Raw genomic sequence first — 16,671 nt, forward strand, 5'->3', positions numbered from 1 at the left:
CACATCTCACGACCCACGACTAATTGAGGACAGGCTTATCTTTGCCAGGACGGCCCACCTCCTGTATTTCCGCCGCAGCGATCCCCGGCACGCCCCGTAGCTTTCTATTGTTTCCTGAAAGAGGCGGCGCGCTCTTTCTTTGTCATTGCCGCTTAAAAACTGCCGGCCGGCCTCGTAAAAAACCCTGGGTGAGCCGTATGACAAAAGCTTATCAAAAACATGCTCAATTTTCTCGTCCGGCTGTCCTTCCTCCAGGTAAATCCGGACAAGGTATACATAGGGTTCCCCCAGGCTGACCTTGGGGTTCGCTTTAATCGCTTTTTCAATCTCTTCCTTACCGATATTAATCCTGCCGCACTGGTAGTATGAGGCGCCCAGGTAAAAATGAAAAAGGGGGTGCCCTTCCATCTTGCCGCCCGCGTTTTCCAAAAAAGACAGGGCGCTTTCGTATTTTCCCTGCCGGAAATAAGCCTCGCCCAACTCCAGGTAAGACTCGGCGTTGGCCGGATTTATCGCGATTTCCCTCTTCAGCTGCCTGATCCTTTTTGTCCTGCGCCAGGGCTCAAAGACATCCGGCAGGATACCGACAAAGCGGCGTTCGGCAAAAAATATTGCCAGCAGCATTATTACCAGGACCAGAAGGGGGTTGCCGGTCAGGTAGGAAAGTAAAACAAATATGAGGAACTTGTTCATCTGGAAAATCCCCCGTTAAACATTTAAGGACGTTAAAACCTTTTTGCCGCCTTGTTATATCATACCACCTGCGACTTTTTATAAAACTCGACGGTTTCCCGCAGCCCTTCTCCCAGGCTGTAGCGTGGGCGCCAGCCGAGGGAGGCGCAGGTAATTTCGTTAGATAGGTAACTGTGGGTAATATCCCCCGGGCGGGGCGGCCGGTATACCGGCTCCAGCGGGGTGCCGGTAATTTTTTTCAGCTCCCGGAATAAATGGTTAACGGTTAACCCCGCGCCGGTGCTGACATTAAAGGCTCCTCCGCCCCCCCTGCGCAGCGACGCCATATTCGCCGCGGCCACATCTTTGACATAGATGAAATCCCGGGTCTGTTCACCGTCGCCGAAGATATGCGGGCTCTCACCTTTTAAAAGCCTGTCTATAAATATGGCCACCACCCCGCCTTCACCGGAAGCGTCCTGACGGGGCCCGTACACATTGGCGTAGCGCAGCGCCGTGTAATCAATTCCGTATAATTCCCGGTAAACCCTGAGATAGTGTTCGACGGTATATTTAGAAACACCGTATGGTGACTGTGGCTGTGCGGGGTGGCTTTCATCCAGCGGCAGGCGGGAGGGATTGCCGTACCTGGCCGCGGTGGACGCGTAAACGACCTTGCCGACGCCACAGCCAACGCAGGCGTTCAAAAGGTTGATCGCCCCGAGGATGTTAATTTCCGCATCGGCGCGCGGGTCCTTCAGCGACCGCTGCACATCCGCCTGGGCGGCCAGGTGTATTACCGCTTCCGGCTTCTCCCGGGCAAGGGCTTCTTCTAAATATTGGTCGCGTATATCGATCTTATAAAAATTCACCCTGGGATTTATATTTTCAAAACGTCCCGTGGACAGGTCATCCACAACTGAAACCCGGCAGCCTGACTGGACCAGGAGATCAACAATATGGGAGCCGATAAAGCCGGCCCCCCCGGTTACCAGGACTTTCATCAGCTGAGCTCCTTGCAGATGTTTTTAAGGTAGCTCCGGAACCCGTCCGACAAATCCGGCCGGGCCAGGGCAAACTCAACCGTTGCCTGGAGGTAGCCCAGCTTATCGCCGACGTCGTATCGCTTACCCTGAAAGGTCATCCCGTATACAGGCTGTTCCGCGCACAGCACCTTGAGGGCGTCGGTGAGCTGGATCTCGCCCCCGGCGCCGGGACCGGCTTCAGCCAGGATCGAAAAAATACGCGGTTCTATAATATACCTGCCCATTATCGCCAGCCTAGAGGGAGCTTTTTCCGGCGCGGGCTTTTCCACCAGGTCCCGGACCCTGTATAAACCCGGGCGCTCTACAACCGAGTCCAGGATACCGTACTTGGAGACGTCCTTCTCAGGCACCTCCATAACGGCGATAACAGAGGACTGCACTTCATTATACATATCAGTCAACTGTTTGAGGCAGGGTTTCTCACCAACCACGATATCGTCGCCCAGCAGCACCGCGAAAGGCTCGTCGCCGACGAACCTGCGGGCGCAGTGCACGGCATGGCCGAGGCCGAGCGGTTCCTTCTGCCTGACAAAGCAGACGTGGGCGAGCCGGCTGATGCTCTGGACCAGCTCAAGCAGGGGTGTTTTACCGGTTTCCTTCAGACGCACCTCCAGCTCAAGTGACTTGTCAAAATGGTCCTCTATAGCCTGTTTGTTTCTGCCTGTTATAATCAGTATCTCTTCAATGCCCGACTCAATAACTTCTTCGACTATGTACTGGATGGCGGGTTTATCAACAATTGGCAGCATCTCTTTGGGCTGCGCCTTGGTCGCGGGAAGAAAACGGACTCCCAGGCCGGCCGCCGGGATAACCGCTTTTTTAATTACTTTCATAAGAAAAATCCTCCTTTTTTGATTCGGTTCGACAAATCAGCCGATAGTAAAACAGCGGCCCGTTCATCAGGACCGCTGCTGTTTATTCGGTTGAGGCACAATTGGCGCCTGTCCGCCGGTGCCGGCCACACCTATCTTGTTTGCGGCCATCAGGATCACCGTTGAAAGGATCACCAGGAATATCACCGCCTGCTTGGGCGAGATCAGGGTCAGGACAATGGCGCTCAAGCCCAGGACAACATTAACCCCGTAAATGGACAGGACAGCCTGGCGGTGGCTTAACCCCATCTGGATCAGCCGGTGGTGAAGGTGCTCCTTGTCCGGCTGAAAAATAGGCCTGCGTCCGCAGTAACGCCTGACAATGGCGAATACCGTATCGAGCAGGGGAATGCCCAAAATGACCACGGGTATAATTACCGATATAAACGTGGCGCTTTTGGCCATACCCATGATAGACAGGGAAGCCAGGCTAAACCCCAGGTACATTGATCCGGAATCGCCGAGAAAAATTTTAGCCGGATAAAAATTATAGCGTAAAAACCCGACTATGGAGGCAACCAAGATCAGGGCCAGGGCAACAGCTTCACTCTGACCGGGGAAAACGCCCGAGGTTGTGGTCTCAATCCATACCACCCCGGCCAGGGTCAGGGCTGAAATAAAAGACGTGCCGCCGGCAAGCCCGTCCAGGCCGTCGATAAGGTTCACCGCGTTGGTTACAGATACTATCCACAGCACAGTTACAGGAATACTCAGGTAGCCTAAAAGTATCGGCATCTCGTTAGAAAACGGGTTAGTTAAAGAATTAACTTCCAGCCCGAACGGGATAACAGCCGCCGCCGCTATTATCTGACCCGCCAGTTTAAGCCTGGGCGACAGCCCCCTGGTGTCGTCAAAAAAGCCGAGAATGATAATCAGGGTGCCGCCCACCAGAAGCCCGCAGACCTGCAGGGTAATATCCATGGTCAGCAGAACGGCCGCGATAAAGCTGACATATATAGCCAGGCCGCCCAGCCTCGGCATAACCCTCTGATGGACTTTTCTCTGGTCGGGACGGTCCAGTGCGCCAACCTTAAAGGCATATTTCTTGACCAGCGGTGTAACCAGCAAGGCTAACCCCAGGGCAAGTACGATAGCCGTTACCGGTATCTGCACGAGCATCCCTCCAAGATCCTAGTTAAAGACACGGATCATAGCTATTTTATCGTATTTGGACAAGATGTGACAATATCAAAAATTAAGCTCAATAACACCATTTAATTAGCTAGCAAGCATTGGAAGCCGGTTCCCTTGGAATTGCTCCACTTATCACCTGATTCCGTATCCATCTGCGGCAGTATTTGAGAACACCTTGAAAACATGGCGGCCTGTTTTTCTTTTATTTCTGCAGGGCAAACATCATTTCAGCCTCGGCGGCCATCTCGTCACCCACGTAGGCGGCGGAATAGCTTTTCCCAAAAGTCCCGCGCAGTTTCCGCACCTCGACCTCGATCCTGAGCACGTCACCGGGAAATACCTGCCTCCGGAAACGGACCTTGTCCATACCGGCAAACAGAGCAATTTTACCGGCGAATTCCGGCATCTTCAAAACAGCGACCGCCCCAACCTGTGCCATGGCCTCGAGGATCAGCACCCCCGGCATAACCGGGTAACCGGGGAAATGGCCCTGGAAAAAGGGCTCGTTCACGCTTACGTTCTTGATGCCCACAGCCCTTTTGCCCTCTTCCACGGTCAGGATCCTGTCCACCAGCAGAAAGGGGTAGCGGTGGGGCAGTATTTCCTGGATCTGATTTATATCCAGCAACAAATCCACCTCCGGTATACAATAAAACCTGTTTGTACCATTATAAACGCAAACCTGCCATATACAAACCTGTTATTTTTAAACAAACATCCCTTCTGAGGCCGCAAGACAGCATCTTCAAGTTGATCTATGCGGAAAATTGATTTATATTGTAATATAGAGATTGCACAAGGAGCTAAAAGATGAAAATTATTGATGAAAAAGGAAAGTTTTTTGGGCTGATAAACGTTGTCGACCTGCTGGTACTGGCAGCTGTTTTGCTGGTTATCGGCGGCGCGGTTTATAAAATAAAGGGGCAGGACAGCGCCCAGAACACCCCTAAAACTGTGAAGGTAACGGTAATCACTCCCGCCATACGCCCGGAAATGCTAAGTAATGTCAAGGTGGGGGACAAGATAGTTTCGGGCTCCAGTTATACCAACGTGGCAGTGAAGGACTTCAAGATACAGCCTGCCTACATGATCAATCCGGACAGCAACGGCCAGCGGGTGGAGGCAATCGACCCGTATTTAAAAGACGTGATTTTTACCCTGGAAGGGCAGACGGTTATTTCCGGCGGCACAGTCAACCTAGGCGGACAGGATATCAGGAGCAACAAGGAGTACTACGTCAAAACTTTACTCTACGAGTTTAAGGGACAGGTTATGAACGTCGAAATCATAGAATAAAATGAGTGCGACAGCGGGGACGGTTCCCGGCTGTCGCATTTTTATATATCCAGCTGTATATCCAGCGGAAACGAATAAATCGGGTGAATTAATTGGAGGCACTTCGTCAAGACGTCGTGCCCCTTTTCGCTATCACTGGTTGTATCTGCAATATAAACTCCGCGCTACGTCGATAGTCTAAACCTGACATAAAAGGTGGCGCCTTTTGGTGTTGTCTGCACATCTATTCTGGCTTTATGCCTGGCGGCGATACTGTTGCACACAGCCAGGCCCAGGCCCGTCCCAGTGTCTTTGGTGGTAAAGAAGGGAGTGCCTATTTTCCCCAGCACCTCGTCCTCGATACCGGAGCCTTCGTCCTGGACCGCCATTACCGCCTCTTCCCTGTCCACCACAGTCCTTATAGTCAATTTGCCGCCGGCCGGCATTGCCTCCAGCCCGTTTCGCACCAGGTTTAAAATTAGCTGGCGGATCTCTTTCTCATCTAATAATAAAGCCGGGATATCTCCCAGGTCTTTTTCTATATTTTTGTCTGCAACCATGGCGTCCGCCTGGATTAAAGGGAAAAGGCCTTCTATAATTGCGTTAAGATTTTGTTCCTTCAAGTCCACCGCCTTGTTTTTGGCCAGGGACAGGAAGTCGGAAATAATTGAATTCGCCCTGTCCAGCTCGCTGAGCATAAGTTCAAGAAACTCCCTGTCCTGAGCATACCTCTCTTTTTCCTCCATCAACTGCAAGAAACCCCTCACGGTCGTCATCGGGTTCCTGATTTCATGGCCGATGCCCGCGGCCATTTCTCCTATGGTGTTCAACCTGTCCAGGCGGGCCATCTCCTTCTCCATCTGTTCCCGCCGGGCCATCTCTTCTTTAAGGGACAGCATGTTTTCCTTCAACTGCTGGCGTTGCTGCGCTTCAATTTCCACCAGGCCGCCGACAAACCAGCCCACCACATACATGGTGCAGATAAGAAATATATTTAACTCGAGAGCCAGTACCAGTGAGTCAATATTAATATCCGACTGGTTAAAAATTAAAACCATAGAACAAACCGTGGTCATCAGGTACCCCCCCTTCTTGCCCATCACTGTCGCGGCAAATAAGACGGGAAGCACAAAGACCGACTCTATTAAAAAACCGTTATTCCTTATAAAGAATAGTATTGTAACCAATAGAAACGGGATGGTTGCATATACATATTTAATTAGTATATTGTAATTGGAATCATCTTGAGTATGGCTCTCTCTAATATCAATATTACAAAGAAATATTAATTTATAAAATAAAACTGAAACCAGCCCTGCTAAGCTCATAAAAGCAAAAAGATACAAATTATTAAGAGGGTAAATGCTGACTTGTTTATACTCAATAAAGCCCAGCATCAATATGAATATACATAACGTCTGCATGGTCGACAGGTGTTCGTAGATCGAATTTTGTCTGTTCACGACACCGTATTCCATTTCCAAAACACTCACCCCCAACGAATTAATCGCTAAAAAAGAGGTGGAAGGACCACCTCTTTTTTTACCTCCTTAGCGATTGGGGAACTTCCGGCTGATAATGCCCCCCCATGCATGCGGACGCCGCGAATACGTTTGCTAGAAGTAGTAGTGTGGTTGTTGCGAAAACAATTAGTCGTACTGCCATTTTTCTCATAAATCTCGCACCTCCTTTAACTTTATTCTATCTACCAGGAACATCAGACGGTGCCCCGGCTTGCTGAGCATGAAACTGACCCACAGGACGGTTAATATCAAACACACCCGGATTTGGGCGGCGTAAACCCAGCCGCTCCAGCGCAGGAGGATGACTGTTGCCGCTATTATTGCAAACACCGCCAGGGAAAGTGCTTTTAGTTTCTTTCTCCGGTGCGGTGATATGATGGGGGCGGCCGGCGAGTCGACCGGGGCTAAAACGGCAATTGTAATCAGCCCGGTCAGCATAGCTATGGCTGAAAGGGCATCGATAAATGTTGTGCCAAGCCCCGCAAGGGATACAGCCAGCAGGGCCAGCGCCGGATATATGGTTATGGTGACCGCGGCGCATCGCCAGGGGGAGCTCGAGTGGGCGCCGCCGGCCGTGTACCTGAACATGAAAGCCGCCGCCAGGCAGGACAGGGCACCGGGCAGCACGCCGAGCAGCGCGGCCAGCATTAGGGCGCACAGAATGTTGCCCAGGGTGATAACCAGCATCTCGATCGCATAAGCCAGGACCGCTTCCTTCTCATCGGCGAGGCCGGCTCTTTCAGTTAAGAACCCGGCCAGATTTTTGCTGAAGGCGAGGTAGCTCATATTCTCAAGGCATCCTCCTGTGGTTTTTTATACCGGACGACTAACAAGGCAAATACATTTAGCAACAAAGCCTGCGGCAGGCCCGACAGTATCCATAAAACGTTGCTATTTTCCGCTATGGTTGAATTCGGATCAAGTCCTGTCGCAGCAAAAAAAATCTCCATTATCACATATTCAAGTAAGAGTAAGGTGGAAAAGTTAACAAGCACTGCTATGAAAATTTTCGTGATTGGTATATGAGAAATAGTCCTGTTTATTGCGAAAACAATTATGAATACTCCTACCGCCGTGTGAATACCGAAAGTAAAGGGAAGAGTCCTTATAGAGAACATAATAAGGGCAAATACCGTTCCCGCTGCTATGATGCGCTTCCAGCGCAGGGGAACGCCCAGCAAGGCCAAACTTAATGCAAATTGTCCCGACGATTCCGGTATACCCTGCAAAAGAAATAACAGTAATTTTTCCATTTATGCTCACCAACTTCTGTAAAGCATGCATTTCGACAATATAATTCTAAAGTCCTGTAAATTCAAGCCATTATTTTCTACTAATTTCCATTATAATTCGACAAAATATCTGAATCGTGTGAAATTTTGTCTAACAAGTAAAAAAATAACACCTATTAAATTAAGTGTTATTTCAAAATATCCTGATCAAACTTATAAAAAGTTGATTAATTCAAATTAACAGCCCCAGGGAGTACTTATCATTAATTCATGTTTTCCAAATACTATTTTCTTTTTCTGACCGCTCAACGGCCTCTGCGGCGGATTCAGCCCTGGCTTCCCAGGAGTGCTGTTCGGCCAGCTCAATTCTTTCTGCCCTTTTCTCAGGTGAATCCCCGGCCAATTCCGCCTCCAGCCCCCTGACGAACTCAGCCGGGTTCCCGGCGACCGCCACATGGGGGCTGAACGGCCTTACCTCCGGCAGGTCAGATGAAACAACCGGGCGGCCGGCGGCAAGGTACTCGTAAAGCTTCACCGGGTTCACTCCCGTGGTCAGCTCGTTGATCCTGAAGGGGATCACGGCAATGTCAAAACACCCCAGGTAAGCCGGCAGAGAGGCATACGCCCTGCGGCCGGTCAGGTGTACATTGGGCAGAGAATTAAGAAGCGAAACGTCGGTGTCCACGGGACCAACCAAAACAAACGACCAATCCGGGTGTAATCGGGCGGCGGCGGCCAGCATTTCCTGATCGAACCAGGCGCTGATCGCCCCGACATAACCGACAACCGGGCGGGTCAAGGCAGCCAGCTCCACCGGCGCCTCCAGGTCCGGCTTCATGGCCTTGTTGAAATGCGCCACATCGGCGCCGTTCGGCACCAGCTCGATAGCCGGGGCAAACTCTTTCTTGCGCCGGCAGAGTTCGCCGGCGCTGGCCAGCGACGCTTCAGCGCGGGCAAAGAGCTCTTTTTCCATGTGTAAAACTGTTTCTTTTTTGATCAGGCCCGGAAAAGCGGTATGCTCGTCCGCACAGTCGTAAACAAGGGTGACGCCTGCGGGCAGGCTGAGGTCGACTGTGTTGGGCAGGTAGGTCCAGCAGATGGTGGGCTTGAATTCCAGTTCCCGGCAGATCCTTTTCAGGCCACCGGCGATAATCCCCTGGTTCACACGGTTAATGGACCGGTACATATTGCCGAACGGCAGTATAACCGGCGGGCTGTAAACGCCGATATTCTCTCCGCCGCACCGCCAGAGGTCTTTCGGCGCGCCCCGCAGGGCGGGGTTTTTCAGGGGGGAAAGAAATGTAAGCGGGGGGTCGACATAAATTATCCGGTTTCCCCGGCGGGCAAATATGGACATGAACTGCTGCGCCCGCGCCCACATTCCCTCCCAGGCGGCAGCGGCCAGGCAGAGGATATTCTCTCCCTTAAACACCTTCCGCACCCGCCACCTTTCGATACAGGTCTACAGTCCGGCGGGCCATTTCACCGGCGGTGAATTTCCGCCGCACTATTTCCCCGCCTTTCGCAGCCATTTCCCTGGCTTCTAACGGGTGGTCCAGCATCCAGACGATGCTTTTGGCCAGGGCTGCAGCGTTGGCGGGAGGCGCCAGAAGGCCGGTCTCCCCGTGCCGGACCACCTCGGGCAGGCCGCCCACCTCGGTTGCCACTACCGGCACGCCAAGGACCATCGCCTCTATCGCTGTCAGCCCGAACCCTTCCCACAAAGAGGAAATCACCAGCAGGTCCAGTTCAGCCATCAATGTATATATATCTTCAATAAAACCTGTAAATACAACCTTATCATTTAACCCCATGCCGCCGGTTAACTTCTCTAAAACAGGGCGGTACGGGCCGTCCCCCACGATAAGAAAACGGGTTTGGGGCCGCTGCCGCAGAACTTCCCGCGCCGCTTCAATAAAATAACGGTGCCCTTTCACCGCGTGAAGCCGCGCGACAATGCCCACCAGGGCCCCGTCTCCGGGCGAAAACCTTTCTCTGACAGCCGGCCCGGCGGCATCAGAAGGCCTGATACCGTCCAGCAATATCCCGTTATGGATTACCGTGACAGTGTTTGCGGGAACACCGCCGGCCACCAGGCGGTCTTTAAGCCCCTGTGAAACAGCGATAAAGTGGTCGGTCAGGCACCTCGTCGAACGCTCAGCCAGGTTATTGGCACTGCGGTTTATTATTCCCTGGTAATCCCTTTCCAAAAGGCTGTGCACTGTGGTAATTACCTTCTTTTTCCCTGCCTGGCGGGCGGCCAGCCGCCCCAGAAGGTTCGCCCTTACACCGTGAGTATGGACTATATCATATCGCCCGCCCTGGATCTGGGCGGCCAGCTTTCTAACCACGCCAAAGTCAGCTTTGCTGCGCATGGGCACAGACAAGGCCTTGATCCCGGCCCTGGCGGCGACTTCCACAAAGGGAGCGCTAAAAAGGCAGCAGACCGTAATCTCCACTGCCTGGGGGTCAACCGCCCCGGCCAGGTTTAAAATATGTTTTTCAGCGCCGCCGAATTCCCCGCCGCCGATGATATGCAATACCTTTAAAGGTCCCACAAACGCGCCCTCCCGCTGTGCTTTTCTCATTTTATCAATTTACTATTCATTCCACAAGGAGATTCTGAGTTTTTGGCCGCCCGCCGGGCTGCCGGGCGAACATTCCCGTTGTTATCCCCTGTATACATAAAATGGCGTCCGGGCAGGCCGGGGTGAAGCAACTAGATCATAGATTTCCTGGCAGCTTTGATTTATAATAATATAGTCATTGATCAACTAAGGAGGAAATGTGCTATGTTCTCACTGGCATGGCAGGAAAGCCTGACCGGCCGTCTGGCGGCCGGCCTGTCCAGAACTTGCCGGCACAGCGTTTTCTGCAGATGGCTTACAGATACGGCCTGGCAGAGCCGCCAGAATGCTGTACGCGGCTCGCTCTTTGCCAGGATGATTTCTTATATTGCCTGCCTGTTATTGCGGCCGCTGCAGTTGGCGGGACAGGCTGTCAGGAGAGGCCTGCCGGGGAGTTTTTTGCTGAACCTAAAACCGCACCCCGCCTTTCAAAGCAGCATACTCCTCACCAGTTTAGCGGGGATCCGGGTCGAAACGGCCCTGGCGGCTGTTATTTGTTATCCTGCCGTGGACTTCGCCCTGCGGAATTCCAGATTTGCATTACTGGCAAGCAACTGGGACGAGCTATTGCTGATCCTGCTTGTCCTGGCCTGGCCGGTCCAAATGGCCCTGCGGGGCAAGATGACATACCGCCTGACTCCGATGGACATGCCTATAATGCTCTTCCTGGCAGCAGCAGTCTTCCTTTTCCTGGTCCGCTCGCCCCAGATGGGCGTCGCTGTCGAAGGGCTGCGGGTATACGTGGAGTATGTACTGTGGTTCTTTGCCGCCAGCAACCTGCTGCTGAACAAAAAGCAGGCGCGGGTACTGGTTAATTTGCTGGTTGCCCTGGGCACTCTGATAGCTCTCCACGGGGTGTACCAGTATATTATCGGGGTGGAGATCCCGTCCACTTGGCTGGATTCGGCGGAGGGAGGCGTCAGGACCAGGGTATTTTCCATCCTGAGCAGCCCCAACGTTTTGGGAAGCTTCCTGGTGCTTTTAATACCGCTTACAGTCAGCCAGCTGTTATCGGCCAACAACAGACTGCAAAGATATTACTACATCGCCTGCCTGGCGCCGATGGCCCTGAGCCTGTTTTTCACGTATTCCAGAGGGGCCTGGCTGGCCATGGCCGGCGCCTTCCTGATCTACGGCCTCATCTACAACTGGCGCATATTGCTGGCACTGGGAGCCGCAGCTTACACCGCGCCAAAGCTTATACCGGGCATATCCTCGCGCATCGGCTACATGCTCTCACCGGCCTACCTGCTGAGCAGCGCCAGGGCCGGACGGGTAGCCCGCTGGAATAAAGCCCTGGAGAAGCTGCAGAACAACCCGCTTTTTGGTGAAGGATTCGGGCGATACGGCGGGGCGGTGGCGGCCCGTTACATTCCCAGCAGCAACTATGTCGACAACTTTTACCTTAAGACGGCGGCCGAGTCGGGCATCATCGGCCTGGCCGCGTTTGTCTGGCTGCTGTTCAGCGGTGTGCGCTGTATACTGAACTCCTACAGAAGGCTGACCGATCCCTACTTGAAGGGACTTGCCGGGGGGCTGTTCGCCGGCCTTATGGGCGTGCTTCTGCATAACGGGGTGGAAAATATTTTCGAGGTCCCCACCATGTGTGTTTACTTCTGGCTTCTGCTCGGCATGGCCGCGGCGCTGCCCCACCTGGGAGGCCAGGAAACACCCCCGCTGGATTAGGGGTCAGGCTTCTATCACCGTACAAAATCATTTTTAAGCAAAATATTGTAGAAAGAGATTAAATATAAATCAATAATGAGTAAAACAACGCGTGGAGCTTTTCTGGTTGTCGCATCATCCTTTTGCTACAGCACCATGGCTATTCTGGCCAAAATAACATACGCCAACGGGGCCAATGTCCCTACAACCCTGGCCATCCGGTTCAGCCTGGCCTGCCTGGTTGTCTGGGCTATAATATTTGCCGCGGGTTACCCGGTAAAAATAAACTTTAATGAACTGAAACGGATTGTATTAATGAGCATCCTTGGGTACACATTCAGTTCCACTTTGTTTTTTTTATCACTGGAATTACTAACCGCGTCCCTGGCTTCGATCATCCTCTTCACCTACCCTGTAATGGTTGCCCTGGCCGAGTGCTTGTTCTGCCGCTTGAAACCAAGCGCGATTAAAAGTACGGCGCTTGTGCTCGCTACTGTTGGGTTAGTGATGGTGCTGGGGACAGCCATTAAAAATATCAATATTATCGGGGTCGTTTTTGGACTGGGAGCAGCGGCAGCTTACTCGGCATATCTTATATTGGGGAACAAGGCCGCGAAAGAAAGGCCTCCCGCTGTAACGATCGGCTATATGCTTCTTTTCGCCGCTGCTGGTTTTGACTTGTATGCCCTGTCCACCGGGACATTGAACTTTATGATAACGCCATCCGGATGGTGGAGTATTATAGGACTGGCTGTGTTTTCAACTGCCCTGCCCATAGTTTTTCTTTTTACCGGGATGCAGTGGATTGAAACCAGTCGTGCCGCTATTATAAGCACATTTGAGCCGGTTTTTACCGTGGCCATTGCTTCCGTCATTTTATCGGAGTCGCTGCGTCTGGCCCAGGTCGTGGGCGGCCTGGTAATACTGGCTGCCATAATAATACTTCAGACCGAAAAGTCTAAAGAGACATTAATTTTAAAGGAAAACAATTAACGGAGTATTATAGTCCGTTCTAAATGAATTTTGAGGGTTTTCGCATGACTTATATATTACTTTCACTGGCGGCGGGCATTGTCTTCGGCGCCTTTTGGCAAACTTCCCGCCAGACTTTAAAAAAAGCAAACCTTATCACCCTGGCGGGATTGTATTTTTTACTTGTTGTAATGGGCGCACAGCTGGGTTCAAACCGGGAATTGCTGTCCACCCTTGCATCCATGGGTAAAAAAGCGTTTATCATAGCCTTTCTGAGCATTGCCGGCAGTGTGATCGCATTACAGGTTTTCAGCGGGTTTATCCTTAAGAACCTTAAAACATTGGAGAGAAACAGTAAGGCCGGTGAATAGTATGATCTATTTCGTGGTCCTGTCAATTGGCGCGGGTTTAATCCTCGGGCGATGGGTCCTGCCCGTCGAACTGGTAAGCCACCTTGATGCCCTTACCACCGCGGCGCTATGCCTTTTGCTCGTCGGTATCGGCATTGACATAGGCAGTAAAAAAGAAGTCTGGCCGCGTTTGTGCCTGATGGGCTGGCGGGTTATGCTGGTACCGGTTTTGGTTGCTGTCGGGAGCATTTTGGGTTCTATCGCGGCGGGTGTGTTTATCGGCATGCCTCTCAAGGAGGCGTCCGCAATCGGAGCGGGCTTTGGCTGGTACAGCTTTTCAGGTGTTTTGCTTACCAAAATATACAGCCTGGAGACAGGTACGCTGGCTTTCCTGTCAAATGTTATGAGAGAGATTATATCATTTATTGTTATACCGGTCCTTGCGGCCAGGTTTGGCAGGCTGGCGGCTGTAGCCCCCGGAGGCGCTACCACCATGGATACTACTCTGCCCCTGATAGCAAAATCCACTGACACCGATACCGCTATTATAGCGATTATTAATGGAACTACTCTTTCAGCATTTGTACCGTTTTTGATCCCGTTATTGATTAACCTTTAATACCAGGGCGGCGCCGAAAGGCAATTAACAGGCTTATTTTTCTGTCAACAAATTTATACTTTCCAGGCAGGAAATTATTAAAAACGTGATAAAATAATATAATCAATCAACCCTGTTAATCTGAAAGAAGCATGGTTATGAAGGAAAAATATAAGATAAAAGAGCCGGGGAACGCCCTGACCCACTTTGTAACATTCATCGCCTCAATAGTGGGCCTGGTTTTCCTGGTCATATTATCAAGGAACAACGTCTCCAAGCTGGTCACCATGACCATATACGGCATAAGCGTTATTTTTTTATACGGGGCAAGCTCCTTATACCACTGGATTAAAACTTCGCCGCGCAAAGTTGAGATTTTAAGGAAGCTTGACCATGTTGCCATTTACCTGTTAATCGCTGGCTCGTATACTCCCGTATTCTTCTATGGCCTTACCGGAGCATGGAAATGGGCGATGCTGATCGCTGTCTGGACTCTGGCTTTAGCCGGAGTGCTCCTCAAAATATGGTTTATCAGGATCCCGCGCTATGTTTCCACCGTTTTCTATGTCACCATGGGCTGGATAGCGCTGGTGCCTTTCCTGCAGCTATTTAACAACCTTCCTGCCGGGGCGGTCTATTTAATGATCACCGGCGGGGTTGCCTACACCATCGGGGCTATTATTTATGCCACCCGGTGTTTTAATTTCTTTCCCAACCGCTTCGGCTTCCATGAAATATTTCACCTTTTTGTGATGGCTGGAAGCATCATCCACTTTGTCATGATTTTAGAATATATTGTCCCGCTTTAAGTTAACAAGTCTCCATGTTGCTTTTCGAGTGGTTGAGTTTGTCGACACTATGAGGGGGCGTCATTTAATGACGCCCCCTGATTATTGTTATGTTGAAGTCCGTTTTTTGGTAGTTTTGCTGCTGCCGCTTGTGCCGGTTTTATCAGACCCGGAGGATGTTCCCGTGTCATCATCCTCCACAGGCGTTATGATTACCGATGGGCCTGAACCGTCCGTGGAGTCTGAACCTTCCGTGCCGTCCGTTGTTCCCGGTTTGGGTTTGGAAGTAGCCGGCTTGATCGGGTTCTGGCCGGTCTTGGACCCGTCCTGCTGTTTTGTATCATCGGCCTGCTGTTCTTCCTCCGTTTCTACAGGAGGAGCATACTGGCCGCTGAGCGGTGTGTTCAGGACAATATCAGTGGTAATCTCCCCATTGAAGAGCTTCGCCAACATCTGCTTGGCTTCGGAAGGATCAACACCCCAGTAACTTCCGCCGCCAATATCTATATTTCTTCCCGGCAGGGTCTGGGCAACCATGTTGTAGTCTTCTATGCTCTTTAATGTTGAAGCCATTTTAACCATGTCGCTGGTGCCCACATTGGTTTTAACATACTTGTTGATCTCTGGTATCAGCTTCGGCAGCTTGGGTATGGTGCTGGGCTGGAGTATTTCTTTGGCCAGGGCCATCAAAAACACCTGCTGGTGCTTGGTGCGGTCTATGTCTCCCTGCACATAGCCGCGGTACCTGACGTACTGGAGCGCTTTATCTCCGTCCAGACGCTGCAGGCCTTTTCTCAGGTTAATTTCGTTGGCTAAATCGGTTTCATCCTCATGGTACATGTTTTGCTCAACATCAATAGTGACGCCGCCCAGCGTATCTACAATATCCTTGAAACCGCTGAAATTGGTCATAACGTAATACTTGAGCGATATCCCCAACAGATCGGAAACAACCCTCGTGGTCAGCTCCGGACCGCCATAAACACTGGCGCTGTTGATTTTATCCCAGCCGTGCCCGGGTATGTTAACCCTGGTATCACGCGGGATGGAAAGCAGGGCTATCTGCTTGGTCTTGGGATCTATGCTGGCCATAATAATGGAATCTGTCCGCGCCATGGTTTCCCCCTGCCGGGCGTCGATCCCCAGGAGGAGCACGTTGGTCCGTTTTCCTAATGGTGTGGGAATAGTTATGCCACCAATGCTATCCCCAGGATTTAGTATTTTATTGACCTGATAATAGCCCGCGGCTAGCAGGGCTGCCAACAGTAAAGAACAGATAATAAAAGGAACTTTTCTCCTAAGCCTTCGCTTCGGCTTGTTCACTTCATTCCACCTCATTTAGCATTCAGTCGATTACAATAATGCATTCAACTGATTAGTGTACTGAAGCCCCTCCCCGGTACATTACCACAATAGCGGACTTCGCGCCCACAGCGCGCCCGTCTTCCCGCGGTATTACCAGCAGGTGGTTGTTGGGTACCGTGCTGCCCGCGAAAATATCCGCGCCCGCGGTGAGATCGGGAATACCGTTGCCGACCGGGTCAATAATAACCGCCTGTCCGCGCCTGACGATTATTTCTGTTCCCGCATAGCCCTTTAATACCTGGCCCGTATCTAATTCAACCACTTTCCACTGGACATACTGGTCGACGTAGCTCTGGGTTACCAGAGGGTCGCCGCTGCCGCCCGGATCGCTTGCCGCGCCGGCAAAGGCTGTATAAACCATGAATAGTCCCGCCGCAATCAGCAGTACCAGTATAATCGTTTTAATTTTGTTCAGTCTCATTATGACTCCCCCTTGGCAAAAAAAGTTCGACATAAGCGCCATAAATCCTGCTAAACGATGCTGGGCGGGATTAACTGGCCTGAGCCCATATTGATAAATTGTATATCATGTTCAGCGACCTTGCAAGATGT

19 protein-coding genes are annotated in these 16,671 nt (G+C 51.5%); 6 read left to right on the forward strand and 13 right to left on the reverse strand.

Features of this window, described 5'->3' with window-relative positions:
* Positions 1 to 6 precede the first annotated feature (6 nt).
* From ACOBQJ_RS10520 to fabZ, 5 genes are all read right to left on the reverse strand, one after another.
* Positions 7 to 693 (reverse strand): tetratricopeptide repeat protein, encoded by a 687-nt coding sequence (locus ACOBQJ_RS10520; protein ID WP_421071717.1) that lies wholly within the window; start codon positions 691 to 693, stop codon positions 7 to 9.
* A 59-nt stretch (positions 694 to 752) separates the two neighbouring features.
* Positions 753 to 1,676, reverse strand: a complete 924-nt coding sequence (locus ACOBQJ_RS10525; protein WP_421071718.1) for an SDR family oxidoreductase — start codon at positions 1,674 to 1,676, stop codon at positions 753 to 755.
* Entirely contained in the window at positions 1,676 to 2,551 is an 876-nt protein-coding gene (galU, locus tag ACOBQJ_RS10530; protein ID WP_421071719.1) for a UTP--glucose-1-phosphate uridylyltransferase GalU, read from the reverse strand. The genes ACOBQJ_RS10525 and galU overlap by 1 nt, the downstream gene beginning before the upstream one ends.
* Positions 2,552 to 2,617: 66 nt before the next feature.
* Complete coding sequence (locus tag ACOBQJ_RS10535) at positions 2,618 to 3,709, reverse strand: MraY family glycosyltransferase (RefSeq protein WP_421071720.1); 1,092 nt, start codon at positions 3,707 to 3,709, stop codon at positions 2,618 to 2,620.
* A gap of 217 nt (positions 3,710 to 3,926) precedes the next feature.
* Positions 3,927 to 4,352, reverse strand: coding sequence for a 3-hydroxyacyl-ACP dehydratase FabZ (gene fabZ, locus ACOBQJ_RS10540; RefSeq protein WP_421071721.1), 426 nt, complete (start codon positions 4,350 to 4,352; stop codon positions 3,927 to 3,929).
* Positions 4,353 to 4,534: 182 nt separating this feature from the next.
* Between fabZ and ACOBQJ_RS10545 the strand changes: the two genes are divergently transcribed.
* Positions 4,535 to 5,020 (forward strand): DUF4330 domain-containing protein, encoded by a 486-nt coding sequence (locus ACOBQJ_RS10545; protein ID WP_421071722.1) that lies wholly within the window; start codon positions 4,535 to 4,537, stop codon positions 5,018 to 5,020.
* Between the two features lie 164 nt (positions 5,021 to 5,184).
* On the opposite strand, the gene ACOBQJ_RS10550 is transcribed toward ACOBQJ_RS10545, so the two are convergent.
* The 6 genes from ACOBQJ_RS10550 to ACOBQJ_RS10575 form a co-directional block, all read right to left on the reverse strand.
* On the reverse strand, positions 5,185 to 6,075 hold the full coding sequence (locus ACOBQJ_RS10550) for an ATP-binding protein (RefSeq protein ID WP_421071723.1): 891 nt from the start codon (positions 6,073 to 6,075) through the stop codon (positions 5,185 to 5,187).
* 466 nt (positions 6,076 to 6,541) lie between these two features.
* Positions 6,542 to 6,673 carry a cyclic lactone autoinducer peptide gene (locus ACOBQJ_RS10555; RefSeq protein ID WP_421071724.1) on the reverse strand — a complete coding sequence of 44 codons (132 nt, stop codon included), beginning with the start codon at positions 6,671 to 6,673 and terminating at the stop codon, positions 6,542 to 6,544.
* Complete coding sequence (locus ACOBQJ_RS10560; protein WP_421071725.1) at positions 6,670 to 7,308, reverse strand: accessory gene regulator ArgB-like protein; 639 nt, start codon at positions 7,306 to 7,308, stop codon at positions 6,670 to 6,672. The genes ACOBQJ_RS10555 and ACOBQJ_RS10560 overlap by 4 nt, the downstream gene beginning before the upstream one ends.
* Positions 7,305 to 7,775 carry a hypothetical protein gene (locus tag ACOBQJ_RS10565; RefSeq protein WP_421071726.1) on the reverse strand — a complete coding sequence of 157 codons (471 nt, stop codon included), beginning with the start codon at positions 7,773 to 7,775 and terminating at the stop codon, positions 7,305 to 7,307. The genes ACOBQJ_RS10560 and ACOBQJ_RS10565 overlap by 4 nt, the downstream gene beginning before the upstream one ends.
* 247 nt (positions 7,776 to 8,022) lie before the next feature.
* Entirely contained in the window at positions 8,023 to 9,186 is a 1,164-nt protein-coding gene (locus ACOBQJ_RS10570; RefSeq protein ID WP_421071727.1) for a glycosyltransferase, read from the reverse strand.
* On the reverse strand, positions 9,179 to 10,312 hold the full coding sequence (locus ACOBQJ_RS10575; RefSeq protein WP_421071728.1) for a glycosyltransferase: 1,134 nt from the start codon (positions 10,310 to 10,312) through the stop codon (positions 9,179 to 9,181). Before ACOBQJ_RS10575 ends, ACOBQJ_RS10570 begins: the two co-directional genes overlap by 8 nt.
* 234 nt (positions 10,313 to 10,546) lie before the next feature.
* Between ACOBQJ_RS10575 and ACOBQJ_RS10580 the strand changes: the two genes are divergently transcribed.
* The 5 genes from ACOBQJ_RS10580 to trhA all read left to right on the forward strand — a co-directional run bounded on the left by ACOBQJ_RS10580 (position 10,547) and on the right by trhA (position 14,775).
* Positions 10,547 to 12,067 carry an O-antigen ligase family protein gene (locus ACOBQJ_RS10580; protein WP_421071729.1) on the forward strand — a complete coding sequence of 507 codons (1,521 nt, stop codon included), beginning with the start codon at positions 10,547 to 10,549 and terminating at the stop codon, positions 12,065 to 12,067.
* A gap of 75 nt (positions 12,068 to 12,142) precedes the next feature.
* On the forward strand, positions 12,143 to 13,039 hold the full coding sequence (locus ACOBQJ_RS10585) for a DMT family transporter (protein WP_421071730.1): 897 nt from the start codon (positions 12,143 to 12,145) through the stop codon (positions 13,037 to 13,039).
* 44 nt (positions 13,040 to 13,083) lie between these two features.
* Complete coding sequence (locus tag ACOBQJ_RS10590; RefSeq protein WP_421071731.1) at positions 13,084 to 13,389, forward strand: LysO family transporter; 306 nt, start codon at positions 13,084 to 13,086, stop codon at positions 13,387 to 13,389.
* A 1-nt stretch (position 13,390) separates the two neighbouring features.
* Complete coding sequence (locus ACOBQJ_RS10595; protein ID WP_421071732.1) at positions 13,391 to 13,987, forward strand: lysine exporter LysO family protein; 597 nt, start codon at positions 13,391 to 13,393, stop codon at positions 13,985 to 13,987.
* Positions 13,988 to 14,124: 137 nt separating this feature from the next.
* Positions 14,125 to 14,775 carry a PAQR family membrane homeostasis protein TrhA gene (trhA, locus tag ACOBQJ_RS10600; protein ID WP_421071733.1) on the forward strand — a complete coding sequence of 217 codons (651 nt, stop codon included), beginning with the start codon at positions 14,125 to 14,127 and terminating at the stop codon, positions 14,773 to 14,775.
* 87 nt (positions 14,776 to 14,862) lie between these two features.
* Here trhA and ACOBQJ_RS10605 read toward each other — a convergent pair whose 3' ends face one another.
* Together ACOBQJ_RS10605 and ACOBQJ_RS10610 are read right to left on the reverse strand one after the other, a co-directional pair.
* Positions 14,863 to 16,077 carry an LCP family protein gene (locus tag ACOBQJ_RS10605; RefSeq protein WP_421071734.1) on the reverse strand — a complete coding sequence of 405 codons (1,215 nt, stop codon included), beginning with the start codon at positions 16,075 to 16,077 and terminating at the stop codon, positions 14,863 to 14,865.
* 52 nt (positions 16,078 to 16,129) lie between these two features.
* A complete protein-coding gene (locus tag ACOBQJ_RS10610) occupies positions 16,130 to 16,540 on the reverse strand; it encodes a hypothetical protein (protein WP_421071735.1) in 411 nt (136 codons plus the stop codon).
* Between the last annotated feature and the right edge of the window lie 131 nt (positions 16,541 to 16,671).

Origin of the sequence: Pelotomaculum propionicicum, from assembly GCF_048984525.1 — a bacterium.
In the GTDB taxonomy this organism is placed as follows: Bacteria; Bacillota; Desulfotomaculia; order Desulfotomaculales; family Pelotomaculaceae; genus Syntrophopropionicum; species Syntrophopropionicum propionicicum_A.